General features: G+C 75.5%; 24 protein-coding genes and 1 pseudogene. 13 read left to right on the top strand and 12 right to left on the bottom strand.

The window, feature by feature from the left end; all coding sequences use genetic code 11:
* Window positions 1-66 precede the first annotated feature (66 nt).
* Window positions 67-1,443, top strand: a complete 1,377-nt coding sequence (locus QSK03_RS00340; protein ID WP_285647974.1) for an FAD-dependent oxidoreductase — start codon at window positions 67-69, stop codon at window positions 1,441-1,443.
* Here QSK03_RS00340 and QSK03_RS00335 read toward each other — a convergent pair.
* Window positions 1,335-3,281 (bottom strand): DUF2339 domain-containing protein, encoded by a 1,947-nt coding sequence (locus QSK03_RS00335; protein ID WP_285647973.1) that lies wholly within the window; start codon window positions 3,279-3,281, stop codon window positions 1,335-1,337. The two genes, QSK03_RS00340 and QSK03_RS00335, sit on opposite strands and share 109 nt — an antisense overlap.
* A gap of 81 nt (window positions 3,282-3,362) precedes the next feature.
* Between QSK03_RS00335 and QSK03_RS00330 the strand changes: the two genes are divergently transcribed.
* From QSK03_RS00330 to QSK03_RS00320, 3 genes are read left to right on the top strand one after another with little or no spacing between them, the layout of a single operon-like run.
* Window positions 3,363-4,469: a M24 family metallopeptidase gene (locus tag QSK03_RS00330; RefSeq protein ID WP_285647972.1), complete on the top strand. Its 1,107-nt coding sequence runs from the start codon at window positions 3,363-3,365 to the stop codon at window positions 4,467-4,469.
* Window positions 4,463-6,043 carry an apolipoprotein N-acyltransferase gene (gene lnt, locus QSK03_RS00325; RefSeq protein ID WP_285647971.1) on the top strand — a complete coding sequence of 527 codons (1,581 nt, stop codon included), beginning with the start codon at window positions 4,463-4,465 and terminating at the stop codon, window positions 6,041-6,043. The genes QSK03_RS00330 and lnt overlap by 7 nt, the downstream gene beginning before the upstream one ends.
* Window positions 6,040-6,807: a polyprenol monophosphomannose synthase gene (locus tag QSK03_RS00320; protein WP_285647970.1), complete on the top strand. Its 768-nt coding sequence runs from the start codon at window positions 6,040-6,042 to the stop codon at window positions 6,805-6,807. The genes lnt and QSK03_RS00320 overlap by 4 nt, the downstream gene beginning before the upstream one ends.
* A gap of 65 nt (window positions 6,808-6,872) precedes the next feature.
* On the opposite strand, the gene QSK03_RS00315 is transcribed toward QSK03_RS00320, so the two are convergent.
* Window positions 6,873-7,217 carry an RNA polymerase-binding protein RbpA gene (locus QSK03_RS00315; RefSeq protein ID WP_285647969.1) on the bottom strand — a complete coding sequence of 115 codons (345 nt, stop codon included), beginning with the start codon at window positions 7,215-7,217 and terminating at the stop codon, window positions 6,873-6,875.
* A 240-nt stretch (window positions 7,218-7,457) separates the two neighbouring features.
* On the bottom strand, window positions 7,458-8,273 hold the full coding sequence (locus QSK03_RS00310) for a glycerophosphodiester phosphodiesterase family protein (RefSeq protein ID WP_285647968.1): 816 nt from the start codon (window positions 8,271-8,273) through the stop codon (window positions 7,458-7,460).
* Window positions 8,274-8,448: 175 nt separating this feature from the next.
* On the opposite strand from QSK03_RS00310, the gene QSK03_RS00305 reads away from it, so the two are divergent.
* A complete protein-coding gene (locus QSK03_RS00305) occupies window positions 8,449-9,348 on the top strand; it encodes a hypothetical protein (RefSeq protein ID WP_285647967.1) in 900 nt (299 codons plus the stop codon).
* Window positions 9,349-9,429: 81 nt separating this feature from the next.
* Here QSK03_RS00305 and ligD read toward each other — a convergent pair whose 3' ends face one another.
* From ligD to QSK03_RS00280, 4 genes and pseudogenes are all read right to left on the bottom strand, one after another.
* Entirely contained in the window at window positions 9,430-10,857 is a 1,428-nt protein-coding gene (gene ligD / locus QSK03_RS33070; protein ID WP_352231924.1) for a non-homologous end-joining DNA ligase, read from the bottom strand.
* 10 nt (window positions 10,858-10,867) lie between these two features.
* Window positions 10,868-11,896, bottom strand: a complete 1,029-nt coding sequence (locus tag QSK03_RS00290) for an extracellular catalytic domain type 1 short-chain-length polyhydroxyalkanoate depolymerase (RefSeq protein ID WP_285647966.1) — start codon at window positions 11,894-11,896, stop codon at window positions 10,868-10,870.
* Between the two features lie 14 nt (window positions 11,897-11,910).
* Window positions 11,911-12,306: a ribbon-helix-helix domain-containing protein gene (locus QSK03_RS00285; protein ID WP_285647965.1), complete on the bottom strand. Its 396-nt coding sequence runs from the start codon at window positions 12,304-12,306 to the stop codon at window positions 11,911-11,913.
* Between the two features lie 57 nt (window positions 12,307-12,363).
* Window positions 12,364-12,696: pseudogene (locus tag QSK03_RS00280) on the bottom strand (dihydrofolate reductase family protein); the annotation flags it as partial.
* A gap of 38 nt (window positions 12,697-12,734) precedes the next feature.
* Here QSK03_RS00280 and QSK03_RS00275 point away from each other — a divergent pair.
* From QSK03_RS00275 to QSK03_RS00255, 5 genes are all read left to right on the top strand, one after another.
* Window positions 12,735-14,171 (top strand): hypothetical protein, encoded by a 1,437-nt coding sequence (locus tag QSK03_RS00275; protein ID WP_285647964.1) that lies wholly within the window; start codon window positions 12,735-12,737, stop codon window positions 14,169-14,171.
* Complete coding sequence (locus QSK03_RS00270) at window positions 14,171-14,713, top strand: UGSC family (seleno)protein (protein ID WP_285647963.1); 543 nt, start codon at window positions 14,171-14,173, stop codon at window positions 14,711-14,713. Before QSK03_RS00275 ends, QSK03_RS00270 begins: the two co-directional genes overlap by 1 nt.
* 51 nt (window positions 14,714-14,764) lie before the next feature.
* Window positions 14,765-15,700: a YihY/virulence factor BrkB family protein gene (locus tag QSK03_RS00265; RefSeq protein ID WP_285647962.1), complete on the top strand. Its 936-nt coding sequence runs from the start codon at window positions 14,765-14,767 to the stop codon at window positions 15,698-15,700.
* A 113-nt stretch (window positions 15,701-15,813) separates the two neighbouring features.
* A complete protein-coding gene (locus QSK03_RS00260) occupies window positions 15,814-17,205 on the top strand; it encodes an FAD-binding oxidoreductase (protein ID WP_285647961.1) in 1,392 nt (463 codons plus the stop codon).
* Between the two features lie 11 nt (window positions 17,206-17,216).
* On the top strand, window positions 17,217-18,455 hold the full coding sequence (locus QSK03_RS00255; protein ID WP_285647960.1) for an SAM-dependent methyltransferase: 1,239 nt from the start codon (window positions 17,217-17,219) through the stop codon (window positions 18,453-18,455).
* Here QSK03_RS00255 and QSK03_RS00250 read toward each other — a convergent pair.
* A complete protein-coding gene (locus QSK03_RS00250) occupies window positions 18,403-19,056 on the bottom strand; it encodes a sigma-70 family RNA polymerase sigma factor (protein WP_285647959.1) in 654 nt (217 codons plus the stop codon). The genes QSK03_RS00255 and QSK03_RS00250 overlap by 53 nt on opposite strands.
* Before the next feature lie 484 nt (window positions 19,057-19,540).
* Here QSK03_RS00250 and QSK03_RS00245 point away from each other — a divergent pair, with 484 nt between their 5' ends.
* The 3 genes from QSK03_RS00245 (at window position 19,541) to QSK03_RS00235 (ending at window position 24,136) form a co-directional block, all read left to right on the top strand.
* On the top strand, window positions 19,541-20,731 hold the full coding sequence (locus tag QSK03_RS00245) for an MFS transporter (RefSeq protein ID WP_285647958.1): 1,191 nt from the start codon (window positions 19,541-19,543) through the stop codon (window positions 20,729-20,731).
* Window positions 20,732-20,742: 11 nt separating this feature from the next.
* Window positions 20,743-21,831 carry an AbrB family transcriptional regulator gene (locus tag QSK03_RS00240; protein ID WP_285647957.1) on the top strand — a complete coding sequence of 363 codons (1,089 nt, stop codon included), beginning with the start codon at window positions 20,743-20,745 and terminating at the stop codon, window positions 21,829-21,831.
* 70 nt (window positions 21,832-21,901) lie between these two features.
* Window positions 21,902-24,136: a protein kinase domain-containing protein gene (locus QSK03_RS00235; RefSeq protein WP_285647956.1), complete on the top strand. Its 2,235-nt coding sequence runs from the start codon at window positions 21,902-21,904 to the stop codon at window positions 24,134-24,136.
* 3 nt (window positions 24,137-24,139) lie between these two features.
* Here the strand turns inward: QSK03_RS00235 and QSK03_RS00230 are convergent, their stop codons facing one another.
* From QSK03_RS00230 to QSK03_RS00215, 4 genes are read right to left on the bottom strand one after another with little or no spacing between them, the layout of a single operon-like run.
* Complete coding sequence (locus tag QSK03_RS00230; protein ID WP_285647955.1) at window positions 24,140-24,709, bottom strand: Uma2 family endonuclease; 570 nt, start codon at window positions 24,707-24,709, stop codon at window positions 24,140-24,142.
* Between the two features lie 32 nt (window positions 24,710-24,741).
* Complete coding sequence (locus QSK03_RS00225; RefSeq protein ID WP_285647954.1) at window positions 24,742-25,149, bottom strand: hypothetical protein; 408 nt, start codon at window positions 25,147-25,149, stop codon at window positions 24,742-24,744.
* Between the two features lie 59 nt (window positions 25,150-25,208).
* The gene (locus tag QSK03_RS00220) at window positions 25,209-25,973 is read right to left on the bottom strand and encodes a 5-formyltetrahydrofolate cyclo-ligase (protein ID WP_285647953.1); all 765 of its coding nucleotides are present in this window, start codon (window positions 25,971-25,973) and stop codon (window positions 25,209-25,211) included.
* A 20-nt stretch (window positions 25,974-25,993) separates the two neighbouring features.
* The gene (locus QSK03_RS00215; protein ID WP_285647952.1) at window positions 25,994-26,320 is read right to left on the bottom strand and encodes an antibiotic biosynthesis monooxygenase family protein; all 327 of its coding nucleotides are present in this window, start codon (window positions 26,318-26,320) and stop codon (window positions 25,994-25,996) included.
* Between the last annotated feature and the right edge of the window lie 45 nt (window positions 26,321-26,365).

The following is a 26,365-nucleotide window of genomic DNA, read 5'->3' as shown; positions in this document are numbered from 1 at the left end:
AGGGTCACCGTGCTTGACGCACCCCGCGGGACGGGGTGCGCTGGGCGGGAACCCGTGGAGGTCACCATGGACGTCGCCGTGGTCGGCGCGGGCCCGACCGGCCTCGTGAGCGTCGTCGGGCTGGCCCGGCGGGGGCACCGGGTCGCGCTGGTCGACAACGACCGGGGACCTGCGCCGGACGGGCAGTGGGCCCGGCGCGGGGTGATGCAGTTCCACCACCCGCACGCCTTTCGGGGCCAGGCGGTCGACGTGCTGCGCGCCGAGGTGCCCGAGGCCGTCGACGCCCTCCTCGCCCTCGGCGCGGAGCCGATCACCGGAGCGGACGCGTCCGGGGGCGCGGGCGGCGGCGAGCTGCCGGCGGGGGCCGGGCTGCGGTGCCGGCGGATGGTCGTCGAGCGGGAGCTGCGCCGGGTCGCCGAGCGGGAGCCGGGCGTGCGGAGGGTCCGCACCCGGGCCGACGTGGTCCGCCGCGACGGCGGGCGCGCGGTCGGCGTCGGGGCGCGCGACCGGTCGCTCGACGCGGACCTCGTCGTCGTCGCCACGGGCCGCGGCGGCCGCCTGGCCGACGGCCTGCGGGCGCCCGAGGAGTCGTCGGACTGCGGGCTGTCCTACGTCTCGCGCCAGTACCGCCTGCGAGCGGGCGCGGAGCAGGGCCCGATCACCTCGCCGATCGGCGCCGTCGCGGAGCACGACGGCTACGTCGCGATCGTCTTCGTGCACGACGCCGGGGTCTTCTCCACGCTCATCGCCCGGCCGAGCGCCGACCGGCGCCTCGCCCTGCTGCGTCACGACGCCGCCTACGACGCCGCCGTGCGGGCGATCCCGTTGCTCGCGGCGTGGACCGATCCCGACCGGGCCGAGCCGCTGACCCCGGTCCTGCCGGGCGGGCGCCTGCACAACACCTACCGCGGCCAGCTCGACGACGCCGGCCGCCTGCCCCTGCCGGGTCTGGTGTTCCTCGGCGACAGCGTCTGCACCACCAACCCGACCGCGGGACGCGGGGTGTCGACGTCGTTGATGCAGGTGGAGCGGTTCCTCGCCCTGCTCGACGAGCACGGTGACGACCACGTCGCGACGGGCCTGGCGCTCGACGCCTGGTGCGCCGAGCGCATCCGGCCGTGGTTCCTCGACCACGTGGCGAACGATGCCGCCCAGGTGGCGCGGTGGGAGGGCCGGGACGGCGCCGACCTCGACCCCGCCGGCACGCCGACCTCCGACCTCGTCGTCCGCGCCATCGCCGTCGACCCCTCGCTGATGTGCATCGTCGGCCCCTACCTGACGATGCGGGCCCTGCCGGGCTCGCTCACCGCGGCCCACCCGCGCGTCCGGGAGATCTACGCCTCGGGCTGGCGTCCGTCGTACGCCGAGGGGCCCACCCGCGACGAGCTCGCGGCGCTGGTGGCGGGGTCGCTCGCCGAGGTGCCGGCCACGGCCCTGGCGTAGCGGGTCCCCGCGGCCAGCAGGACAAGCCCCGCGCCGAGGAACGCGGCGACGCGGGCGAGCCCGTCGAGCGCGGTCAGGTCGAACAGGACGAGCTTCGCCACGGCCGCGACGACCAGGACGCCGCCGAGCACCCGGGGGAGCGAGGCCTGCAGCCCGCGCGCCAGCAGGACGAGCGCCACCGCGGTCCACGAGACGGTCACGAGGACGTGGCCGACGAGGAACGCGCCGCGGGTCGGCGAGACCAGCAGGGCGCCGGCGATGACGGTGCCCGTCGCCCCGTAGAGGCCGACGACGCCCAGCCCGCCGACCGCGAGCGCGGCGTGGACCCGGTCGCGCAGCGCGCCGAGGCGGGCCAGGGCGACGATCGCGGCCGCCGCGGCGCCGGCGAGCAGCAGGGACGTGACGAGGGCGCCGACGAGCTCACCGGCCACGGCGGCCGTGATCGTCCCGCCCGGGGTGGTGACGACGAACGGCGCGGTGGGGAAGTCCACGACGAGGTCGATCGGCGCGTCCACCACCAGCGCGGCGAGGCCGCCGACCAGTCCCAGCGCGGCCGCGGCCAGCAGCGGACCGCCGCGCCGGGTCACCGCCGCCGCGACCGCGAGCACGGCCGCCTCGGCGAGCAGGGGCGCGGCGCCGGGACCGTCGCCCACGGCGAGCACGGTCGCGACGAGCAGCGCGGCCGTGCCGCCGGTCCCCGCGACGACCGCGAGACCGCGGCGCCCGGCGGGTGCCGGCAGCCGGTCCAGCGTCACGACGAGCACGAGCAGCGCCACCGCGACGCCGCCGGCGACGAGCATGCCGGGGAGGCGGGCGAGGCCGAGCGCGGTGAGCAGGACCGGCAGCACGGGCGCGCCCAGCAGGGACGCGGCCACCGGGCGGCCCGGCGCGCCGACGAGGACCGCGGACACGGCACCGGCGGCGAGGACCGCGAGCACGGCGACGGTGGTGGGCGCCTGGCTGTCCGGGGCGTCGGCGAGCATCCGGATCGCCGCGCCGAGGGCGGCGAGGCTCGAGGCGCCGGCGGCGAGGGCGGCCACCGCGGGCCAGGCACGGCGGCGGGCGACGAGCACCGCCGCCACCTGCGCGCCGAGGAGCAGGGCGACCAGCGTCGGGGTCGGTGCGCCGACGACGAGCGGCGCGGCGAGGGCGGACGCCAGCAGCACGCCGAGTGCGAGCCCGCGGTGACGCCAGTGGTCGGCCAGCAGCAGACCGCCCGCGGCGACGGCCAGCGCGGTGGGGACGGCGAGCGCGAGGGGGATCATCGCGTAGAGCGAGACCGCGGCCGCGACGGCGAGGAAGAGCGTCGACACCCCGGTCGCGGCCAGCGCGACGGCCGCCGGTGGTGTCGATCCGTCCCCGGTGCGGCGGCGCACCCGGACCCCGACGCCGACCAGCGCGAGGCCCAGCAGCGCCCCGCCGGCCACCCGCGCCTCGGGGTGGAACCAGCCGCGGTTGGCGGCCAGCACGAGCAGCATCACGACGCCGAGCACGGTCGTCGCGGCGCCGGTGATCGCCAGCAGGCGCGCCGGGGTCCAGGCGGCGCGGGCCGGGCGGGGCGCCCGGGGTGGACGCGGTGGCCGGGGCGGGATCGCCGGGACGCCGCGGCGGGACGGTCCGCGAGGTGGCCCCCACCCGGCCGGCGGGCTCCACGCCCCCGAGGGCACCGGGGTGCCGAACGCCGACGGCGCCGGCCGGGGCGGGGGAGCGGTCCGGAGCGTCTGCGGCGTCGGCACCGTCTGCAGAGCGGCGCGGATGCGGTCGATCTCGCGGGTCACGCCGGCCAGGTCGTCGCCCAGCCGGGCGAGCAGGGCGTCCTGCGGCACCGGGGTGGTCATGGCGACGACCCTCGCGCGTGGTGTGCCGCCCGCCCAGGGGAGGACTACTCAGAACGGTGCGCTGACCTAGGCTCGGCGACCATGAGCGGCACCGCCCCCGACCACGTCTCCGCCCGGCTCGAGCGCGCGCAGGCCGCGGCCCGCGAGGCCGGGGTGGACGCCCTGGTCGTGACGCCCGGTCCCGACCTGCAGTACCTCACCGGCGTCGTCAAGCACTCCCACGAGCGGCTCTCCGCCCTGCTGCTGCCCGCCGAGGGCGACCCCGCGTTCGTGGTGCCGACGCTGGAGCGCCCCGGCCTCGACGGGTCGGCCGTCGAGTCGATGGACGTGCTCACGTGGACCGACGGGGTCGACCCGCACGCCCTGGCCGCGTCGCGGCTGGGCGACCCGCGCCGCGTGGCCGTCGCCGCGGACATGCCCGCGCTGCACGTCCTGGGCCTGCGCGACGCGCTGCCCGCGGCGACGCTCGAGCTGGCGACGCCGATCCTGCGGCAGCTGCGGATGCGCAAGGACGCCGGCGAGGTGGCTGCGCTGCGCACGGCCGGCGCCGCCATCGACGACGTGCACGCGCAGGTGCCGGACTGGCTGGTCGCCGGCCGGACCGAGGCCGAGGTCGGCGCGGACATCACCCGCGCGATCGTCGAGACCGGCCACGCCGAGGCCGCGTTCGTCATCGTCGGCTCGGGCCCGAACGGCGCGAGCCCGCACCACGAGGTCTCGGAGCGGGTGATCGAACGCGGCGACGTCGTCGTCGTCGACATCGGTGGCCCGCTGCCGGACGGCTACAACTCCGACTCGACGCGGACCTACGTCGTCGGCGAGGCGTCCGACGAGGTCCGCGACGTGTACGCGGTGCTCCAGCGCGCCCAGGCCGCGGCCGTCGACGCGGTGCGCCCGGGCGCCACCGCGGAGAGCATCGACGAGGTCGCCCGGGCGATCATCCGCGACGCCGGCTACGGCGAGTTCTTCGTGCACCGCACCGGCCACGGCATCGGCCTCGAGGTGCACGAGGAGCCCTACATCGTCGACGGCAACGACCTCGTCCTCGAGCCCGGGATGGCGTTCAGCATCGAGCCGGGCATCTACTTCCCGGGCCGCTGGGGCGCGCGGATCGAGGACATCGTGGTCGTCACGGACACGGGCTGCGAGCCGGTCAACCGGCGCCCGCACGACCTGCTCTCGTGCTGACGAGCGACCGGAAGGCCCCGTCGTTCGAGGGCTTCGAACGGCGAGGCCCCTCGCGCGGCACGTGGATGCGCCTCGCCGCCGCCGTCGCCGGGGGGCTCGCGCTCTACGTCGCGTTCCCCCCGCTCGGGGCGTGGTGGGCGGCGCCGGTGGGGATCGCGCTGGTCCTCGCCGCGGTCGACGGGCGTCGGCTGCGGTCGGCGTTCGGGCTCGGGCTGCTGGTGGGCGTCGCCTACCAGTGGCCGCTGCTGCACTGGACCGGCGAGTACGTGGGCGCCGTGTGGCTGCTGCTGCTCGTCGCGCTCACGCTCGTCGTGGCGGTGCCCGTCGCGCTGATGCCCCTGGTCGCGCGCCTGCCGGGCGGGCCGTTCTGGGTCGCGGGCGTCTGGGTGGCCGGGGAGGCGGTCATCGAGCGCTGGCCGTTCGCGGGCTTCCCGTGGGCGAAGGTGGCGTTCGGCCAGCCGGGCGGGCCGTTCGCGTCGCTGGCCTCGCTCGGCGGTGCGCCGCTGGTGAGCTTCGCGGTCGTGCTCTGCGGCGCGGGTCTCTGGGCGCTCGTCGGGGCGCTCCGGCCGCCGCGGCAGGGGCGGGTCGCGGCGGTGGCGCTGGTCGCCGTGCTGCTGGGTCCCGTCGCCGGGCTCGCCACGTGGCCCTCGGTGACGGCGAGCCCGCCCGGCCCGACGATCACGGTGGCCGCGGTGCAGGGCAACGTCCCGCGGGCGGGCCTGGACTTCAACGCCCAGCGCCGCGCGGTGCTCGACAACCACGTCGCGCAGACCCGCCGGCTCGCCGACGACGTCCGGGCCGGCCGCACGCCGCCTCCGAATCTGGTGATCTGGCCGGAGAACTCCTCGGACATCGACCCGATCCGCAACGCCGACGCCGGCGCGGAGATCCAGGCGGTCACCGACGAGATCGGGGTGCCCGTGGTCGTCGGTGCGGTCCTGTCAGGCACCCGCGCCGCCGACGGGACGATCGTGCAGGGGCCCCGCAACACCGCGATCGTCTGGATGCCGCGCACCGGCCCGGCGGCGACCTACACGAAGCGGCACATCCTCCCGTTCGGCGAGTACATCCCGCTGCGCGGCGTCGCCGAGCTGGTCTCGCCGCTGGTCGACCGGGTCACCGACTTCGAGCCGGGCACCGGCTCCGGGGTCCTGCCGGCCGGACCCGCGCGGCTCGGCGTCGTGACCTGCTACGAGGTCGTCTTCGACGACGCCGTCCGCGACGCCGTCCGCGGCGGCGCCGACCTGCTCACCGTGCCCACGAACAACGCGACCTTCGGGTACAGCGACATGACCTACCAGCAGCAGGGGATGTCGCGCCTGCGCGCGATCGAGCACGACCGCGCGGTCGTCATCGCCGCCACCAGCGGACAGAGCGCGGTGGTGGCGCCGGACGGGTCGCTCGTCGCCAGGACCGGCGCGCTGTTCACGCCGGGCCTGCTCGTCGAGACCGTGCCGCTGCGCACCACGACGACCCTCGCGACCCGGCTCGGTCCGGCGCCGGAGTGGGTGCTGGCCGGCCTCGGCGTCGCGGCGGTCGTCGCCGGGGCCGTCGTCCGGAGGAAGCGGGCGTGAGCGGGCCGTCCCCGGACGGGTCCGACGTGCTCGTCACCGTCCCGACCTACAACGAGCGCGACAGCCTGCCCGGGTTGGTCACGCGCCTGCTCGCCACCCTGCCGGGTGCGCGGATCCTCGTCGTCGACGACGGCAGCCCCGACGGCACCGGCGCGCTCGCGGAGACGATCGCCGCGACCGACCCCCGGGTGCGGGTGCACCACCACGCGCCCCGCGCCGGGCTGGGCGCGGCGTACGTGGACGCGTTCACCGGGCTGCTCGACGGGCGGAGCGAGCTCGGCGACGTCGGGTGGATCGTGCAGATGGACGCCGACGGCTCCCACGCCCCCGAGGAGCTCCCGCGCCTGCTCGCGGCCGCGGGCGACGCCGACGTCGTCCTCGGCTCCCGCTACGTGCCCGGTGGCGGTACCGAGGGCTGGGCCTGGCACCGGCGGATGCTGTCGAGGGCGGGTAACGTCTACTCGCGGCGGGTGCTGCGGATGAGCCTGCACGACGTCACCGGCGGCTTTCGCTGCTTCCGCCGGGCCGCGCTCGCCGAGCTCGGGATGGCGACGGTGGCCTCCGAGGGCTACTGCTTCCAGGTCGACGTCGCGTTCCGGGTCGAACGGGCGGGCCTGCGGGTGCGCGAGGTCCCGATCACGTTCGTGGAGCGTGCCCAGGGGGAGTCGAAGATGAGCGGCGCGGTGGTGCGCGAGGCCCTGTGGCGGATCACGTCGTGGGGCCTGCGCGACCGCGTGCGCCGGCGCCGGGCGCGACCCCGCTAGCGCACACGGAAGAGCCGCCCCGGCGGTGCCGGGACGGCTCTGGTGGTGCTCGTCCTACAGCGGGCTCAGGCGCTCTCGGAGCGGCGCTCCTTGAGCAGCCCCAGGCGCTCGTCGAGCAGCTCCTCCAGCTCGGGGACCGAGCGGCGCTCGAGCAGCATGTCCCAGTGGGTGCGCGGCGGCTTCGCCTTCTTCTGCTCGGGCTCGGTGCCGTCGATGCGCTTGCCCTCGTCGCCGTGCAGGCGGCACTCCCAGGTCACCGGCGCCTCGGCCTCGTCGGAGAACGGGACCTCGAAGTCGTGACCCTTGGGGCAGCGGTAGGCGAAGGAACGGCGGGGGGCGAGGTCGTGGTCGCGGTCGGTCTCGTAGCTCACGGCTCCGAGACGGCTGCCACGGAGGACGCGGTCGGCCATGATGGTGTCCTTTCCTCGACTGCGAGTGCACCCGGGGACGCACGGTCATCGGGCACGGAGGGGTCAACGCCGGACCATCGCGGTTCGTTCCCGCGGCACCGCGTGTTCACACCGTCCGTGACCGGACTCACGAGCCCGAGCACACAGGGGTGGGATACCCCGTGGAACAGCGTCCACACGAGTCCCGTCGTTACCAACCGACCGGGAGCAGCGGAGATTCCCCCGTCCGGCTCATCCGGCTCATCCGCCGTCGTCGGCCGGGGCCGTCCACGCCCCGCGCGTCACGAGCACGTCGCGCAGCAGGTCGGGGCGGTCGGTCATCAGCCCGTCGACCCCGAGGTCGAGGAGCCGGTGCATCTCCGAGGTGCGGTCGACGGTCCAGACGTGGACCTCGACGCCCATCGCGTGCGCGGCCGCGATGAGGGCGGGGTCCACGACCGGCAGCGAGCCGAGGCGGACCGGCAGCTGCGCGAGATCCCCCCGGACCGGCAGGACGCGCTCGACACCCCGGCGCACGACCGCCGGCGCGGCGGAGCGCGCCCGCAGGCGGAGGGCCGACCGTGAGGCGATACCGGTGACGACGCGGTCGCCGAACCGGGCGCGCACGGCCTGCAGCCGGCGCTCGTCCATGCTCGCCACGGCCACCCGCTCGGCGACGTCGTCGCGCTCGAGCAGGCGCAGCATCGGGGCGAGCGTCCCCGGCGCCTTGAGGTCGACGTTGAACCGCGTCGCGGGCAGCGCCTCCAGCACCTCCTCGAGACGGGGGAGGGGCTCGCGCCCGCGCAGGCGCACGCCGGCGAGGTCGGCCCACGGCGTCGTCCGCAGCACCCCGGGGTGCCCGGCGACGCGGCGCAGGGTCGCGTCGTGGTGGACGACGAGGACACCGTCGGAGGTCGCGTGGACGTCGGTCTCGAGGTGGGTGTAACCCTCGTCGACCGCGCGGCGGAACGCCGCGAGGGAGTTCTCCAGGCCGTCGAGGTCGTCGATGTGCCAGCCGCGGTGGGCGAAGGCACGGGGTGTCCGTCCGGCCAGGTACGGGTGGTGGGCCCGGGTCACGTCCGACGAGTGTGCCGCGTCTTCGCGACACGCGCGCGGGACATCCGTCTCGGGGACCTGGTTGATGCACACAGCCGTCGGGGATGGCACGTTTCGGGGAATCGGCGGGCCACCTTGGGGGCCGGCGTGCACGTGCAGTAGCCTTGACGATCACACTGGGCTGAGGGGAGCGCAGATGGGCAAGCGGCCGGGGGGTGAGCGCTCCTGGTGGTCCTCGGGCTCGGTCCCCGACGACCTGCCGGCCTGGGCGCGCCGCGGCCTCGACGAGGCCCCCGAGGAGCTCGCGCCCTCGCCCGCCGCTCCGTCCGACACCGGTCGGCACCGCACGGCGGGTCGTGGCGGTCGCCGCCGCGCCGGGGCTGCCGCAGGGGCCGCCGGGGCCGCCGGCACCGGTGGCGCCCCCCGGCTCCGGGGCTGGGGCCTCGCCGCCGCCTCGGTCGCGGCCGCCGCGGCGGCCGTGCCGCTGGCCATCTCGACGCTCTCGCACTCGGGCGAGAACACCGCCCTGCCGCGCGTCGGCACGTTCCCGGTCGTCGCGCCGGGCGAGCTGCCCGGCGGACCCCAGGCCGCCCCGTCGCGGGCTCCGGGCAGCGCCGCGCCCGGCGGCTACGGCGACGCCACCGCGCTCCCGCCCCTGCAGGACCCGACCGCGGCGCCGCCCATCGTGCCCGCCCGGCCGCCGAGCCGGGAGACCGTCACGCCGCGCGCCATCGCGCGCGACGCCGACGAGAGGACCACCCGCACCTCCCGGCCGACCACCACGACCTCGGCCGACGACGACGAGTCCACCGGTGCCACCGAGACCCCGACGACCCGTGGCGACGATGACGACGACGGCGGCTCCTCGGGCGGCGGCTCGGGCTCCGCGGGTGGCGGCGGATCGTCCGGTGGCGGCTCCGGCAGCTCCGGCAGCTCCGGCAGCTCCGGCGGCTCCTCCGACGGCGCATCCGACAGCGGGTCTTCGGGCGGCTCGTCATCCGGCCGGTCCGGCGGCCTCTCGGGCGGCCTCGTGGGCACGGCGAACCGGGCGGTCGGCGGTGTCACCGGCGCGGTCGGCTCGGCGCTCGGCGGCTGACCGTCCCCGTTGCGGTGATCAACGGGGACTTCACGCGCGTAGAAGCAGCGAACAGCACGTTCGCTGCGACGACGCCGGTCCTCAGGCGCCCGACGGGCGCTCCGGCAGGTCGGGGCGGGTGACGCCGTCGCCCAGGGCCGCGGCGTAGAGGTCGCCGTCCCGGTCGATGCGGTCCAGCACGTCGGCGGGGGAGAAGGTCAGGTCCCGGACGTCGGCCGCCGCCTCGACCTCGTCCCAGGTCAGCGGGGTCGACACCGTCGGGGCGCCGTGAGCGGCACGGGCGCGCAGCGAGTAGGGCGCGACGGTCGTCTTGGCGGTGTTGTTCTGGCTCCAGTCGACGAAGATCTTCCCGCGGCGCCGCTCCTTGGCCATGATCGCGGTGACCGCCCGCGGGGTCTCCCGCGCCAGGTGCTCGGCCACGGCCTTCGCGTAGGCCGAGGTGCGGGCGGGGTCGTCGACGTGCACCGCCGCGCTGACCTGCATCCCCTTGCTGCCGCTGGTCTTGGGGCAGAGCTCGAGGCCGTCGGCGGCGAGCAGGTCGCGCACGCGGACCGCGATCCGGGCGCAGTCCACGACGGTCTGACCCTCGCCGGGGTCGAGGTCGAACACCAGCTCGTCCGGGGTCTGCACCCGGTCCTCGTCGTCGACCCGCCACTGCGGAACGTGCAGCTCGAGCACCGCGAGGTTGGCGAGGTAGACGAGCGTCGCCAGCTCCTCGACCACGATGAACGTCGCGGTGGTCGAGCCCCGGCTGCTCCCCGGCGTGGGCACGGTGACGCTGCGCATCCACTCCGGGGCCTTGGCGCCCGCGTTCTTCTCGTAGAACCACGGGGCGGCGATGCCGTCGGGGAAGCGGCGCAGCGTCAGCGGCCGGCCGGCGAGGTGGGGGAGGAGGGTGTCGGCGACGCGGGCGTAGTAGTCGATCACCGACGCCTTGGGGACGTCCGGGTAGAGCTCCTTGTCGAGGTTCGACAGCCGCAGGCTCCGCCCGCCGACCGCCACGCGCGGCGACTGGGCGGCCTTGTCCCGCGAGGGGGCGGCGGTGTCGTTCCTGCGCCGCTGGACGAGCCAGTCCTTGGCGTCGTGGTCGCTGCTCTCCGGACGGAAGAACACGAACCGGCCCTCGACCCGCTCGCCGTGCAGCGTCACGGCGACCTCGTGGTCGGACCACTTCTCGGTCTCGTACCGACCCGAGTCCCAGATCGTCATCTCCCCGCCGCCGTACTCGCCGGCCGGGATCTCGCCGTGGAACTCCAGGTACTCCATCGGGTGGTCCTCGGTGTGTACCGCGAGCCGGGGCGCCCCGGGCTTGTCGGGCAGGCCCTTGGGCACCGCCCAGCACACGAGCACGCCGTCGCGCTCGAACCGCACGTCGTAGTGCAGTCGCCGGGCGTGGTGCTCCTGCACGACGAAGCGGTCGCCGGTCGGCGCACCGGTGTCGACCTCCCCGAACGGCTCCGGCGTGCGCGCCGGATCGCGCTTCGCGTTGTACTCGGAGAGGTCGGGCATGACGAGAGGTCTACCCGACGCCCGCGCCGGGGGTGAAGCCGAAGAACGCGAGCATCGCCGCGGCCGCGTCGGGCCCCGCGGGATCGGCGTAGGCGGCGCCGGCGGGGCCCCCGGACCAGGCGTGGCCCATCCCGTGCACGGTCCACGACTCGGCGAGCACCCGCCCGCCGGGCTCCGACCACCGATCGCGGGTCCAGGCCCGGCCGGCGCGCCCGGTCGCCCGGCGGTGCTCGGTGCGCCCCGCACCGGTCAGCGCCGAGCGCACGACGGCGTGGCCGTTGCCGGGCGCCACGGTGCGGTCGGCGTCACCGTGCACGACCACGAGCGGCACCGGGCCACCGTCCGCCACGACGGTCGGCGGGGTGGACATCGCCGCGAACGCCGAGCCGACGTCGTGAGCGGCGCCGTGGGGCAGGCCGGAGTGCACGCCCGCGCCGCAGAACAGGTCGGGGTACGCGGCCGCCATCACCGCGGCCATCGCCCCGCCGGCGGAGAACCCGGCGACGGCCACGCGGGCCGGGTCGGTGTGCTGGTCGGAGGCCACCGCGCGCACCACGGCCGCGATCGACGCCGGCTCGCCCGCGTCGCGGGCCTGGTCGCCGGGCCGGAACCAGTTCCAGTAGCCCATCGGGTTGGCTGCGCGCGACTGCTCGGGGTAGACGACCACGACCCCGGCCCGCCCGGCGGCCTGGTCCATGCCGGTGCAGGCGGCGAAGGCGTCTGCGTCCTGGGTGCCGCCGTGCAGCATGACCAGCAGCGGCGCGCCCGACCCGACGCCGGCGGGGACGTACCGCCGATACGCGAGGCCGCCGGCGGCACCGCGGGTCACCGTCCCCGTCGCGCGGGACGACCCGGCACCCCCGGCGCGCGGGTCCGGTGCGGTCACGGGCGGGGTCGGCAGGGTCGGACCCCCGAGACGCTCCTGGATCGCGGCGGTCGCCTCGAGGAGCCGGCCCTGCCGCACGAGACGGGTGGCTTCCAGCGACCTGGGCGCGCCCGCCCGCAGGGTCTCGCGGATCAGCTTGCCGGTACCGAACACGGTGACCTCCGGGGTCAGACGATGCGGGGGCCGAGCGCGGCCTTCACGGCCCGGCTCGCGCGGAAGGCGCCGAGCACCTCGACCGACGCGATCGTGGCCAGCGCGAGGTCGGGCGGGACGTCGTCGGCCACGCTCGCCAGCCCGAGCACGCGGATGTGGACCTGCTCGCCCGCCTCCCGCAGCCGTTCGAGGTCGCGCCGCGCGAAGTGCTGCGTGCCGAGGACGAGCGTGCGGCGGGCGACCGTGTGCTCGATCGCCGGACCGCTCGCCGCGAGCTGGTTGCGCACGGCGGTGCGGATGAAGTCGGTGCGGTTGGTGAAGTGCCCCTCCTGCACGAGCAGGTCGATGCGCCCGAGGTCGACGGGACCGATGTTGATCGTGATCTTCTCCGTGCCCGGTTCGCCGACCATGGACCCTCCTCCCACCATCCAGTGGGATGGTGCACGGAAGGTCAGCCCGCTCGCAAGTCAGCCACGGGCGTCGTAGCGGTGCAGCACGAGCAACGAGTCCGGCAACGGGCGGGCGTCTATCAGGCGCAGCGGCACCCTGGTCGCCTCGCCGAGCAGGGGGAGTCCGTCCCCGAGCAGCGCCGGCCCGACCATGACGTGCAGCTCGTCGACCAGGCCCGCGACGAGCAGCGGGTTCCAGGTCGTGGTGCTCCCGAAGGCGAGGATCTCGGCGCCGTCGCCGGCCTTGAGCTCCGTGACCGCCGCCGCCGCGTCGGCCCGGGGCACCACGCGGGTGATGTCCGCCCACGGCGAGCCCGGGTCGACGACCAGCGAGTCGGAGACGACGACCTTCTCGAGCGAGTTGTGGAATCTGGGATAGCGTCCAGGACGTGAGCGCGCCCGCCGCGTCCTCGACGCTGCCCGACGACGGGCTCGTCGTGGTGGTGAAGCAGGACTGCCCGACCTGTCAGCTGGTCGCGCCCGTGCTCGGCGGGCTCGGCGCGGTGGTGTTCAGCCAGGACGACCCGGCCTTCCCCGAGGGCGTCGCGGTGCGCGACGACACCGACCTCGACGTCAGCCTCGCCCTGGGCATCGACGTCGTCCCGACACTCCTGCGCCGCACCGGCGGGGCCGAGACTGCCCGCGCCGAGGGCTGGGACCGCGAGCGCTGGCGGGAGCTCTCCGGCCTCGCCGACCTCGGCGCCGACCTGCCGGACTGGAAGCCCGGCTGCGGTTCGCGCATCCACGACCCGGCCGTCGCCGACGCGGTCCTGGTGCGCACCCGTGGCCACGAGCTGGCCGCCCGGCACATCGACCTGGCCGGGCTGGAGGACGAGGCCGAGGCCCTCTACGACCGGGGCTGGACCGACGGGCTGCCCGTCGTGGCGCCCACGCCTCCCCGGGTCCTGCGGATGCTGGCCGGCACGACCCGGGCGCCCGACCAGGTCGTCGCGGTCGTCCCGCCGAACCTCGTGCCCGCCACCGTCGAGAAGGTCGCCATCAACGCGGTGCTCGCGGGGTGCCGGCCCGCCTACCTCCCGGTGGTGCTCGCCGCGGTCGAGGCGGCGTGCGCCGAGGAGTTCAACGCCCACGGCCTGCTCGCCACCACGTGGGGCGCGGCGCCGGCGGTGCTCGTGCACGGGCCGGTGGCGCGCCGGATCGGCGTGAACGCCCGCGGCAACGTCCTCGGCCAGGGCGCGCGGGCGAACTCGACGATCGGGCGGGCCCTGCAGCTGGTGATCCGCAACGTGGGCGGCGGGCGCCCCGGCGAGGTCGACCGCGCGACCCTGGGCCAGCCCGGGAAGGTCGGGCTGTGCTTCGCCGAGGACGAGGACGGCTCGCCCTGGGAGCCGCTCTCCGTGTCGCGCGGCGTGCCGGCCGGGGCGTCGGCGGTGACGGTGTTCGCCGCCGAGGGCGCGCACGGGGTCGCCGACCAGATCTCGCGGACCCCCGGGTCACTGGCCCGCTCGCTCGCCGCCGCCCTGCGCGGCGTCGCCCACCCCAAGCTCCCGCGGGGGTTCGACGCGACGCTCGTGCTCAGCCCGGAGCACGTCGCCGTGTTCGCCGCCGCCGGGTGGGACCGGGCACGCTTCCACGCCGAGATCGACGAGCTGCTCCTGCTGCCGCCCGAGGAGCTCGCCCGCGGCGCCGGGGGCATCGAGGAAGGCGTGCCCGCCCCGTCGAAGCCGCTCCCGAAGTTCCGTCCCGGCGGCCTGCTGGTGGCCGTCGCGGGCGGGGGAGCGGGCAAGTTCTCCGCCGTGCTGGGCGGCTGGGTCGGGGGACCCGGCGGCAGCAGCCCGGTCACCCGCGTCATCGAGGAGGTCTGATGGTCCCGCAGGTCACGACCGTGCTCGACCCGACCGACGAGTCCCGCCCCGCGGCCCGCACCGTGGGCCCGCGGCCCGGCGACCTCGCCGGGCGCACCGTGGGCCTGCTGGACATCTCCAAGCCGCGCGGGGAGGTGTTCCTCGACCGGCTCGCGACGCTGCTCGGCGAGCACGGCGCGACGGTCCGGCGCTACGCCAAGCCGACCTTCACGAAGCCGATGCCCGCCGACCTGCGCGCGGAGATCGCCGCGGAGTGCGAGGTCGTGATCGAGGCCCTCGCCGATTGAGGCTCGTGCACGTCGTGCAGTGTGCACGACCTCGCCGCCCTCGAGGCCGACGGCATCGCCGCCACGTTCGTCGCGTCGACGGAGTTCGTGGCCGCCACCGACGCGCAGTCCCGGGCGCTCGGGTTCGCCGCGGTGCCCGCCGTCTACGTCGCGCACCCGATCCAGGACCGGACGGACGCCGAGATGTCCGCGCTCGCCGACGAGGCGCTGCCGCGGGTCCTGGCCGCGGTCACGGGGGACGCCGCCGGCGGCTGAGTGCGGGACCCCCGGTGCCGCGCCCGGACGTGGGCGTGGTTGCCTGATCGGATGGCACCGGCGGGGTGGCGGCGGCAGGTCCGCCGGCTGACGCCCCACCGGATGGCGCCGTCGTGGCGACGTCTGCGCGAGACCCGGCGGGTCTACCGCGCCCGGCACGGCGACCACCTCGCCGCGGCGGTCACGTTCTTCACCGTGCTCGCCCTGGTGCCCCTGCTGATGCTCGCCGTGTCGGCGGTCGGGTTCGTGCTGTCCTCCAGCCAGACCGTGTTCGCCCAGCTGGAACAGCTCCTCGCGGACGCGCTGCCCCAGCCGGTGAGCACCCAGATCGTCGCCGTCGTCCACGTCGTCGTCGCGGAGCGCGGCACCCTCGGCGTGCTCGGGCTGGCGGCCGCCGCCGTGACCGGGTGGAGCTGGATCAGCCACCTGCGCGACGCCGTCACCGCCCTGCTGGGACGGCCGATCCCGGAGCGCCGGCTGCGCCACGCGTTCTCCGACGCCGGGGCCCTGCTGGGCATCGGCATGGCGCTGGCCGTGTCGTTCGCGCTCGCCGCGCTGACCGGGGTCCTGGGGCGGTGGCTGCTCGACCTGCTCGGCCTCGCCGGGACGGGTGGCGCCCGGGCGCTGCTGTCGGTCGGCTCCCTCGTGATCGGGTTCGCCGCCAACTGGCTGGTGGTGGCGTGGTGCCTGGCCCATCTGCCGCGCCCGAAGCGCGCCCTGCACCCGTTGCTGCCGGCGGCGGCCGCGGCCGCCGTCGGACTCGTCGTGCTCCAGCAGATCGGCGGCCTGTACCTGCGCCTCATGGGCGGCTCACCCACGGTCACGGCGCTCGGCACACTGGTCGGCTTCCTGCTGATCGTCTACCTCGTCGTGCGCTGGTTGTTCCTGGTCACGGTGTGGACCGAGACGGACACGCCGGACGCCGTCTCGGACCGCAGCGAGGCCGGTCGCGCCGGGCTCGAGTTCGTGGCCGACCTCGTCGGCTGACCCGCTCCGTGCGCGTCGGTCGCCGTTCGGGTGGCCCACCCCACGGTGGAACACCGGTGCTCCCGGCTCACCGCAGGCATACGCTGCGGCCAGAACCGGGAGGAGGCACGCGGATGAGCGTCGCGGTTGACGCCGAGACCGAGCACCGCCAGGCGGTGGACGCGGTGCGGCGGGGCCTCGCCGCACTCCCGGCGGACGCGCCGGTGCGGCTGCGCAAGAAGACCTCCAACCTCTTCCGCTTCCGCGGCGGCGCGGGCGGTCTCGCCGTCGACGGGCTCGACCACGTCCTGTCCGTCGACCCGGTGGCCCGCACCGCCGACGTCGGCGGGATGACCACGTACGAGGACCTGGTGGCGGCCACGCTGCCGCACGGCCTGATGCCGCTCGTGGTCCCGCAGCTCAAGACGATCACCCTGGGCGGCGCGGTCGTCGGGCTCGGCATCGAGTCGTCGTCGTTCCGCGACGGTCTGCCGCACGAGTCGGTCGTCGAGGCCGACGTGCTCACCGGCACAGGCGAGGTGCTGTCCACGCGGGAGCACCCCGACCTGCTCGCCGGGCTGCCCAACTCCTACGGGACGCTGGGCTACGCGCTGCGCCTGCGCATCGAGCTGGCGCCGGTCCGGCCGTTCGTGCGGCTGCGCCACGTCCGCTTCGACGACGCCGACGACGTCGCGAAGGCGTTCGCCGAGGTCTCGACGTCGCGGAGCTGGGCGGGTGAGCGGGTCGACTTCCTCGACGGCGTCGTGTTCGGCGCGGACGAGCACTACATGACGGTCGGCGAGATGGTCGACACGGCGCCGTACCTGTCCGACTACACCGGCCAGGGCATCTACTACCGGTCGATCCAGCAGCGGGACGGCGACTACCTGACGATCCACGACTACCTGTGGCGCTGGGACACCGACTGGTTCTGGTGCTCGCGGGCCCTCGGCGTCCAGCACCCGGTGGTGCGCCGCCTGTGGCCCGCGCGGTACCGGCGCTCGGACGTCTACCGCCGGCTCGTGGCGCTCGACCGCCGCGTCGGGCTCTCGCAGTCGGTGGCGCGCCGCGGCGGGGCCGCCGGCGTCGAGCCGATCATCCAGGACGTCGAGGTGCCGGTGGACCGGCTGCCGGAGTTCCTCGCGTTCTTCCACGACGAGATCGGGATCAGCCCGGTCTGGCTGTGCCCGCTGCGGCAACGACGCACGGAGCGGAGCGGAGCTGCGCAGACACAGCGACCGTCGACATGGCCGCTGTATCCCTTGGACCCCGACCTCACGTACGTGAACGTCGGGTTCTGGTCGGACGCCGAGCTCGCCCCGGGCCAGGCGCCGGACCACCACAACCGGCGCATCGAGCAGGTTCTCCTCGGCATGGGTGGACACAAGTCGCTGTACTCGACGTCCAGCTACCCGCGCGAGGAGTTCGACGCGCTGTACGGGGGAGCGACATACGGCGAGCTCAAGGCCCGCTACGACCCGGACGGCCGCCTCCCCGACCTCTACACCAAGACCGTGACGGGTTAGGGAGGATCGCCGTGCAGGTCGCTGAGATGTTCCGGCCGGTGCTGGGGGAGCAGGCCCCCGTCGCCATCCGCGCGTACGACGGGAGCTCGTCGTCGCCGACGGGAGTGCAGCCCGTGGCCACCGTCGACATCCGGAGCGAGACGGCGCTGGCCTATCTGGCCGGCGCCCCGAACACGCTGGGGCTGGCGCGGGCGTTCGTGTCCGGCCACCTCGACGTCGAGGGCGACCTCTACGAGGCGCTCTCGGCGATGGGCGAGCTGACCGTCTCCGACGTCTCGCCCGCGACGCTGGTCAGCACCGCGGCGCGTCTCGCGCCGCTGCGGTTCAAGCACCGGGTCGCGCCGCCGCCCGAGGAGCACCGCCAGCACGGCCGGCGCCACTCCAAGGAGCGCGACTCGTCGGCGATCGAGCACCACTACGACGTCTCGAACCGCTTCTACGAGATGGTGCTGGGCCCGTCGATGGCCTACACCTGCGCGGTGTACCCCTCCGAGGGCGCGACCCTGGAGGAGGCCCAGTTCACGAAGCACGCGCTGGTCGCCGAGAAGCTGCACCTGGAGCCGGGGATGCGGCTGCTGGACGTCGGCTGCGGCTGGGGCCAGATGGCGATGCACGCCGCCGAGCACCACGGGGTGCAGGCGCTCGGGGTCACGCTCTCGCGCGATCAGGCGACCTGGGCGCAGAAGGAGGTCGCGCGCCGCGGCCTCGGCGACCTCGTCGAGATCCGTCACGGGGACTACCGGGACGTCACCGAGACAGGCTTCGACGCCGTCAGCTCGATCGGTCTGACCGAGCACATCGGCCGGCGCAACATCGGAGGCTACTTCCGCTTCCTCTACGGCAAGCTGCGCCCGGGTGGCCGGATGCTCAACCACTGCATCACGCGCCCGGACGCCCACCACCGCGCCGGCGCCGACCCGTTCATCAACCGGTACGTCTTCCCGGACGGCGAGCTCCTGCCGATCGGCTGGCTGATGTCGCGGATGAACGCGGCGGGCTTCGAGATCCGCCACGAGGAGAACCTGCGCGAGCACTACGCCAAGACGCTCGCGGGCTGGTCGGCGAACCTCGACGCGAACTGGGACGAGTGCGTCTCCGAGGCCGGGGAGGGGCGGGCCCGCGTCTGGCGGCTCTACATGCCCGCGTGCCAGGTGGGGTTCGACCTCAACAACATCCAGCTCCACCAGGTGCTGGGGGTCAAGCTCGGCCCCTCCGCGCGGTCCGGGTTCCCGCTGCGGCCCGCGTACTGAGGAAACCCCGGGCCGGGGTGTCGTCCGGGCCGGGCGGCACCTCCGGCTCGCCCAGCACGCCCCGCAGCTTGGCGACCGCCCGGTGCTGGGCGACCCGCACCGCACCGGGCGTCGAGCCGACCGCGAGGGCGGTCTCCTCGGCCGAGAGGCCGACGACCACGCGCAGCACGAGGATCTCGCGCTGCTTGGGCGGCAGCTGCTCGAGCAGGGCGCGCATCTCCTCGCTGGCCGACATCTCCAGCGCGGCCTGCTCGGGGCCGATCGCGTCGGCGAACCCTTCGGGGACGTCGTCGGTGGGCTCGGAGCGGTCGCGGCCGGCGTGGCGGTGCGCGTCGACGACCTTGTGCGCCGCGATGCCGTAGACGAACGCCAGGAAGGGCTTGCCCTGGTCGGTGTAGGTCGGCAGGGACTTGAGGACGGCCAGGCAGACCTCCTGGGCGACGTCGTCGGCCGCCACGCCGCCGCGCTCGGTGCCCAGCCGGGACCGGCAGTAGCGCACGACCAGCGGGCGCAGGATCACCAGGAGCTGGTTCAGCGCGCGCCGGTCGCCGGCCACCACCGCGGCGACCAGCCGGTCGATCTCGTCGGACTCCTCGGTCACCGGTGATCTCCACGCCGGGCCCGCGGCGCCCCCACCGCGTTGCGTCCTGACACCTCGTCCCCCCACGGTGTGCCCGGTCGGGGACCGAGCACGTCCACTGTCAGTGACCGGTCGATCACGCTCCGAACAGAGACGGTTCGATACGCGACCCGGTCGTGATCCCACCGTGCTCGATCAGGTGGCCCGTGGGAAGGAGGCGCGCGGTCGGCGGGCCGACGGGCCGCTCAGCGGCCGTTCGGACGGACACGATGCACCCTGCGTACGCCGTTCACCGGTCGCCTGCGGCCGCCGAGCGGATCTCGCTCACTCACGTGGAGCAGAGCGGGAGGGCCGGACCGCGGGCAGGCGTTGAGTGAGAGGAAACGCCACCGCGCACGATGTGCTCCGGCCCGCCCCGGCGGACCGCCCGCGCGATCCGATAATCGACATTATGTCACTTTGTCAGGAGGACCCCCGCCCCTAGCGTCCGTGCCGTGGAGATGCCGTGGTGACACGCAGCCGCTGGGCGGTGCTCGCGGCGTTCACGCTGCTCGTCGCGTCGACGCAGCTGCTGTGGCTCGGCTTCGCCCCGGTGACGTCCGAGGTCGGCCGGGCACTGATGGTCTCCGACGGCGCCGTCGGCAACCTCGCCGCCGTCAATCCCCTCGTCTACGTCCTGCTCGCGCTCCCGGCCGGCCGGCGGGCCGACAGACGGTTCGGCCCGGCGCTGGCCCTCGGCGCGGTGCTGACCGCGGGCGGCGCGCTGCTGCGCCTCGTCGACCCGGGCTCCTACGGCTGGGTGCTGGCCGGGCAGGTCGTGATGTCGTGCGGCCAGCCGCTGGTGCTCAACGCGACGACGAAGGTCGCTGCCCGGTGGTTCCCGCCCGGCGAGCGCACCACGGCGATCTCGGTGGGCAGCGCCGGGCAGTTCGTCGGCATCCTGGTCGCCGCGCTGTCCGGGGCGCCCGTGGTGGCCGCCGGCGGCGTGGGCGCGCTGCTGGTCGTGGGCGCGGCGGTGAGCCTGGTGGGCGCCCTGGCCACCCTGCTCGCGCTGCGGGTGCCGGCCGCGTTCGCCGACGGGACCGAGGGCCGCCGCGCGCTCCCCCGTGACCGCGTCCTCTGGCTGCTCGCCGGGCTGCTCTTCGTCGGTGTCGGGATCTTCAACGCCACGGCCACCTGGCTCGACGTGCTCCTCGCCGGCCTCGGCCTGCCCGACGCCGGCGGGCCGCTCATCGCGCTCATGACCGTCACCGGCATCGCCGGTGCGGCGATCGTCCCGGGGCTCGCCGCCCGCCACGACCGCCGCCGCGCCGCGCTGGTCGTCACCCCCGCCGCGCTCGTCGTCGCGTTCGCGGTGATCGCCCTCGGGCCAGGCCTCGCCGTCACCGCCGTCCTGCTCGCCGTCGCCGGGTTCTTCCTGCTGGCGGGGCTGCCGGTGGCCCTCGACTGGTCCGAGCAGCGCGTCGGCGCCGGCGACGCGGCCACCGCGACCGCCCTGCTCCTCCTGGCCGGCAACCTGGGCGGCGTGGTGCTCGTGGCGGCGATCGAGCCCCTCATCGACGTGCCCGTCGCCGGGCTGCTCGCCATCGCCGTCCTCGCCGTCCCGGGTCTCGTGCTCGCCGCGTTCCTCCCCGGCCGCCGCACCCCGGCTGTGACGCCGTCGGCGGGCCACGACGGACCGCCCGTCGACGCTTAGGCTTGCCAACGATGTCGGACCGCACCCCGGGCGCGCCGGCGCGCTGGGCGCTGCTGGCGGTGCTCACCGCCGCGGCCACCGTCGGGCTCGCCGCGCTGTCCGTGCCGTCGGCGGCGCTGTTCGCCGGGCTGGCGGTCGCGACGGCGCTGGCGCTCGCCGGGCTCGGCCCGGTCGCCGTGGACAAGCGCGCCACGGCCGGCGCCCAGGCCGTCATCGGCGTCGTCATCGGGCTGCTCGCGCGCCCGGAGACGCTCGGCGCGGTGGCCGCCGACTGGCTGCCCGTGCTGGCCATCAGCGTCGCCACCCTCGTCGCGAGCATGGGCGCCGGGCTGGCGATGGGCCTGCAGCGCGGCGTCAGCCCGCTGACCGGCATGCTCGCGCAGACCGCCGGCGGCGCCTCCGGTCTCGTGGCGATCAGCCGCGAGCTCGGCGGGGACGAGCGCGTGGTCTCCGTCGTGCAGTACCTGCGGGTCGGCCTGGTGACCGCCACGATGCCGGTGGTCGCCGTCGTCGGGTACGGCGCCGGGCACGTCGGCGCGGGCGGCGCCGGAGGTGCGACCGACACGGGCGGGACGGCACCGTGGTGGGTCGGGCTGCTCGTGGTGGCGGGCTGCTCGATCGTCGGCATCCCGATCGCCCGCCGGCTGCACGTGCCCGCCGGCGCGCTGCTCGGGCCGATGGTCCTGGCGGCCGCCCTGAGCCTGTCGGGCGTGCTCGTCGGGGTGAGCGTGCCGAGCCTGCTCGTCGACGTCGCCTACGCCGTCATCGGGTGGCAGGCGGGGCTGCGGTTCACCCGCCGGGCGCTCGCCACCGTGCTGCGCGTGCTGCCGCTCGCGACGGCGCTGATCCTCGCGGTGATCGCCGTCTGCGCGGGTCTCGGGCTGGTGCTGTCGTGGGCGACCGGCATGACGCCGCTCGAGGGCTACCTCGCGACGACGCCCGGCGGCGTCTACGCCGTGCTCGCCACCGCGATCTCCTCGGGCGTCGACGTGACGTCGGTCGTCGCCGTCCAGGTGCTGCGCGTCCTGCTGATGCTGATCGTCGCTCCCCTGCTGGCCCGGGTCGTCGGGCGCCGGACGGCGGGCACGCCGCCCGCCTGATTCGTCCGCCGGATCACGCCCACCGTCGTACTCGATCTCCTACGATGCGCACGGGCCGGAGGGGGGCGCGGTGCAGGGCGAGGAGTTCGGTCGATACCGCCTGGGACGGCTGATCGGCTCCGGCGGCATGGGCGACGTCTACGAGGCCGTCGACACCGAGCGCGACCGCGTCGTCGCGCTCAAGCTGCTCCCCCCGCTGTTCAGCGGGCACACCGAGTTCCAGGAGCGGTTCCGGCGCGAGTCGCGGGTGGTGGCCCGCCTGCGCGACCCGCACATCATCCCGATCCACGACTTCGGCGAGATCGACCAGCGCCTCTACATCGACATGCGCCTGGTCGACAGCGGCACCTCGATCGCCACGCTGCTGCGCGACGAGGGCCCGCTCGACCCCGCCCGGGCGGTGCACCTCGTCGGCCAGGCCGCCGACGCCCTCGACTCGGCCCACGCCGACGGGCTCATCCACCGCGACGTGAAGCCCTCCAACGTCCTCGTGACCTCCCGCGACTTCGTCTACGTCGTCGACTTCGGCATCGCCCACGCCGTCGGCCAGACGCAGTTCGGGCTGACGCTGACGGGGTCGACGGTCGGCACGCTCGACTACATGGCGCCGGAGCGGTTCACCAACGGCGCCATCGACCGCCGCGTCGACGTCTACGCCCTCGCGTGCCTGCTCTACCAGTGCCTCACCGCGCGGACGCCGTTCGAGGGCTCCGAGGTCCCGGCCCTCATGTTCGCGCACGTGCACACCGACCCGCCCGTACCGAGCGCCCTGTCCCCCGACGTCCCGGCGGCCCTCGACGAGGTCGTCGCGACGGGCATGGCGAAGGACCCCGACGCGCGCTACGCCACCGCGGGCGCCCTGGGCGAAGCGGCGTACCGGGCCCTCGGCGACGCCTCGGCCACCCGTCCGGCCCCGCGCCCCGTCGCGACGCCGCCGCGCCGGACGAAGCCGGAGACGGTCGACGAGCCGGGCGGCGGCACACCCGGCTCCCCCGACGACTCCCCCGCCGCGGAGCGCGCCCCCGAGCCCGCTGCGGGCGTTGCTGCCGGCGTTGCCGCCGGCGTTCCTGCGGGCGTCGCAGAGCCCGTCGCGCCGTCTGCGCCGGCCGGCCCGCCGCCGCCCGTCGACGGCCCGACCGAGCCGCACGCGATCGGCCCGCCGACACCCGCGCCACCCCCGCCACCGGTGCCGCCCCCGCCGCCGCCGTCGGGCGGTGCGGGCCGGGCACGGGCCTGGTTCACCGACCCCGGTCACCGCGTCCCCCTCCTCGTCGTGGCCGCGGTCCTGGTGGTGGTCGTGATCGCGGGGGTGATCGTGTCGCTGACCGGCGGCGTCACCCCGGCGGCCGCCCCCAGCGGGCACGTGCACGACCACGCACCCGTCACGCCGGCGGCGAGCGTGGCGACGCCCGCGGTGGTCGGCTCGGTGCCGACGCCGCCGACCCCCGGGACGTTCGCGGTCGCGCCGGGCGCCCGCGAGGGGTGGGTCGTCAACCGCGACCCGCGGGTGCTCACCGTCCTCGACCTCGCGACCGGGGCACCCGTCGCGACGATCCCGGTGCCGGACGCGCCGCCGCGGTTCATCACGTTCGCCGCCGACGGCTCGCGGGCCTACGTCAGCGCGTACACCGACGAGGACGCGGTCAATGTCGTGCACGTCGTCGACACCCGCACCCGGACCGTCGTCGCCACGGTCCCGGTCGACCGCCGCCCCTACGCGCTGGCCATGGCGCCGGACCAGCGCACGGTCTGGGTGCCCAGCCACGACGACGGGGCGATCGACCTGCTCGACACCGCCACGAACACCGTCACCCGGCGCATCCCGGTGGCCCCGAACCCGCACTACATCGCCTTCAACGGCGCGCGCGCTTATGTGGCCAACCACGAGTCGAACGTGGTCTCGGTGATGGACACGGCGACGGCGTCGGTGATCACGACCGTGCCGGTGGGCGTGAGCCCCCACGCGCTGGCGGTGTCCCCCGACGGCCGCCGCGTCGCCGTCGCGAACTACGACGGCGCCTCGATCTCGTTCATCGACACGGCCTCGAACCGCGTGGCCGCGACCGTGCCCGTCGGCCGCGGCCCCCAGTTCGTCTCCTACGCCGCCGACGGCCGCCACCTCTACACTGCGAACGTGCGGGACGGGACGGTCTCGGTGATCGACACGGGCACCGACGCCGCTACGGCCACCCTGCCCGTGTGCTCCTCCCCCACGAGCGTCGTGGTGGTGCCGCCCGACAGCGCGACGGTCCGGGTGTCGTGCCTCGACGAGTCCCGGCTCGCGGTGCTGCGGATCGCGGGCTGACCGTCAGGGCCGACGGAGGCCGGCCAGGAGGGCTGCCGGCGACACGGCAGCCGGGAACGGGCGGTGCACCTCGAGGATCCCGTCGCCCGCGGCCCGGGCGACCGTCGCGTACCGTCCGTCGGCGCCGAGCTCGAGCACGTCGAGCCCGCCGTCCCCGTCCGGGTCCAGGAGCCAGTACGAGGCGACGCCCAACCGCTCGTAGTGGGCCTTCTTGGTGTTCCGGTCGTGCAACCGGGTGCTGCGCGAGGCCACCTCGGCGACCATGACCGGCGCGACCGGCAGGTTCGCCCGCGTGAGATCAGCGAACCGTGCGACGAGGACGTCGGGCTGCACCTCGTCGACCTCGCTGGTCGTCACCCCGAACGGCGCGGCCAGGACGTGGAGCTCGGGCGGGCACGCCGCGTGCAGGAGCCGGTAGAGCGCGAGCCCCATCTCCTGGTGCGGCCAGCCCGGCGCCGGCGTGACGAACAGCATCCCGTCGATGAGCTCACGGCGCCGGCCGTCGTCCGGCATCGCGTGCAGGTCGGCCACGGTGTACTCCGCGGTCGAGGCCTGGTTGCTCACGAGCGCCATCGTCCCGCTCCTCCCCTGCCTCGGCCAGCGGACTACCGCACCCGGCGCACATCGACCGGCGTGCTGAGGAAGACCCCGAGCGACCCGAACCCGGCGCCGACGGCGGCGGCCGTGAGGGCCTCGGCCCACTCCTCGTCGGCGGGCTCGATCGCTGGCGTGCCGAGGCGTTCGAGGACGAACACGCACGATCCGGGGCCGGCGTCGGTGGTGAGGTGGTCAGTCAGGTGGGCGAGCATGTCCCGCAGGCCGTCGGCCTCCCGGCCGGGACGTCGGGGCGCGTCCTCCATCGGGATGAGCAGCGGCACCTGGCGGCGGTCACCGTCGACGAGCACCAACCAGACGCAGCGGTCCCGCACGGCGGGCCCGACGAGCGCCTCGACGCGTTCGTGCACGTCGGTGTCGGTGAGCAGGGGCGAGGCCGACTCGGGTGAGAGTGTCATGCGGCCACGGTGACGCCCAGCGCCGTCGCCGTGGTGCCGCTTCGCAGAAGCAACCGCGATCAGGGTCGCAGGCGCCGCAGCAGCGGGATCGCCGCGATCTTCTCCTCGGTGAGGTCGTCCCAGACGATGCGCCCGGGGTGGCGCGCCTCTCGGGTGCAGGTGATGACGCGGTCGGCGGTGACCAATAGGTCGAGGCGCACGTCGTGATCGGTCACCGGGATGTCGCCGACGGGCACCACCTGCTGCTCGTGCACCGTCGTCACCACCGGGGTGTCCGGCGCGACGAGCCCGGCCTCGCTCGCCACGGCGAACTCGAGGTCGGAGAACCCGCCGCCCTTGCCCAGCCGCGCGCCGTCCTCGGCGACCGCGACGCAGCCGGTGACGACGAGGTCGACGGGCTCGAGGTCCTCGACGGCGACGGTGCGCCCCGACGCGGAGGCGCCCTTGATCGACGAGGCCTTGCGGGGCGTGTCGGCGAGGTGCTCGGGGTCGAGCAGGAAGAACGGCGCCTCCTCGGCCAGGCGCGGCACCGCCATGTAGACGGTCTTGCCGTCCTCGAGCGCGCGCTGGCGCACCGGCCACTGCGCGGCGTCCGGGTTGCACTTGAGGGTGCGCGCCCGCTGCCAGACCTCGGTCCCCCGCAGCCGCTCGGCCGCGGCCTCGGCGCCGGTGACGTTCGGGATGCGGCCGTGGGCGCCCGGGAACCGCGCGAGCCCGCCGTCCTTCAGCGCGTCCCACACCCGCTGCCGGATCGCCGCCTTCGCCTCGTTGACCTCCGCCGAGCCGCCGGCGTCCGCGTCGTGCCGTCTCGGGGACCGTGCCACGCGTGCCACCGTAGGACGCGCTACGCGTGGTGCACCGAGGCGACCCGGTAGAGCCGCGGTTCCGCGGTCGCGAGCGCCAGCGCCGCGTCCATGTGCTCGCGACAGGCCGGGTCGGCCCACATCCCGCCGAGCGCCTCCTCGCTCTCCCACTGCGCGTAGTTCACGACGTGGGTGCCGTCGAGGCTCGCGTGCAGGTTCGCGGACACGAAGCCCGGGACGTGGCGGATGACGTCCTCGGTCGCCTTCTCCAGCAGGGCGACGAGCTCGGCCTGGCGCTCCGGCTCGACGGTGAAGTGGTTGATCAGCGTGGTGACGGTGGTCGCGGGGTCGATGGTCGACGTGGTCACGATGTCCTCCCTTGTGTCAGGTTCCTGACGAACAAATCCATGGTG

Origin of the sequence: Actinomycetospora sp. NBRC 106375, assembly GCF_030269665.1 — a bacterium.
In the GTDB taxonomy this organism is placed as follows: domain Bacteria; phylum Actinomycetota; class Actinomycetes; order Mycobacteriales; family Pseudonocardiaceae; genus Actinomycetospora.
The sequence above is the reverse complement of the archived record's forward strand: the minus strand, read 5'-3'. Positions and strand labels throughout refer to the sequence as shown.

Coding starts and splice junctions, on each gene's coding strand:
- QSK03_RS00335 (WP_285647973.1), bottom strand. CDS start 3,281: ATGACCACCCCGGTGCCGCAGGACGCCCTGCTCGCCCGGCTGGGCGAC.
- QSK03_RS00260 (WP_285647961.1), top strand. CDS start 15,814: ATGAGCGTCGCGGTTGACGCCGAGACCGAGCACCGCCAGGCGGTGGAC.
- QSK03_RS00340 (WP_285647974.1), top strand. CDS start 67: ATGGACGTCGCCGTGGTCGGCGCGGGCCCGACCGGCCTCGTGAGCGTC.
- QSK03_RS00315 (WP_285647969.1), bottom strand. CDS start 7,217: ATGGCCGACCGCGTCCTCCGTGGCAGCCGTCTCGGAGCCGTGAGCTAC.
- QSK03_RS00285 (WP_285647965.1), bottom strand. CDS start 12,306: ATGGTCGGCGAACCGGGCACGGAGAAGATCACGATCAACATCGGTCCC.
- ligD (WP_352231924.1), bottom strand. CDS start 10,857: ATGCCCGACCTCTCCGAGTACAACGCGAAGCGCGATCCGGCGCGCACG.
- QSK03_RS00230 (WP_285647955.1), bottom strand. CDS start 24,709: ATGGCGCTCGTGAGCAACCAGGCCTCGACCGCGGAGTACACCGTGGCC.
- QSK03_RS00240 (WP_285647957.1), top strand. CDS start 20,743: ATGTCGGACCGCACCCCGGGCGCGCCGGCGCGCTGGGCGCTGCTGGCG.
- QSK03_RS00330 (WP_285647972.1), top strand. CDS start 3,363: ATGAGCGGCACCGCCCCCGACCACGTCTCCGCCCGGCTCGAGCGCGCG.
- QSK03_RS00265 (WP_285647962.1), top strand. CDS start 14,765: ATGGCACCGGCGGGGTGGCGGCGGCAGGTCCGCCGGCTGACGCCCCAC.
- QSK03_RS00305 (WP_285647967.1), top strand. CDS start 8,449: ATGGGCAAGCGGCCGGGGGGTGAGCGCTCCTGGTGGTCCTCGGGCTCG.
- QSK03_RS00225 (WP_285647954.1), bottom strand. CDS start 25,149: ATGACACTCTCACCCGAGTCGGCCTCGCCCCTGCTCACCGACACCGAC.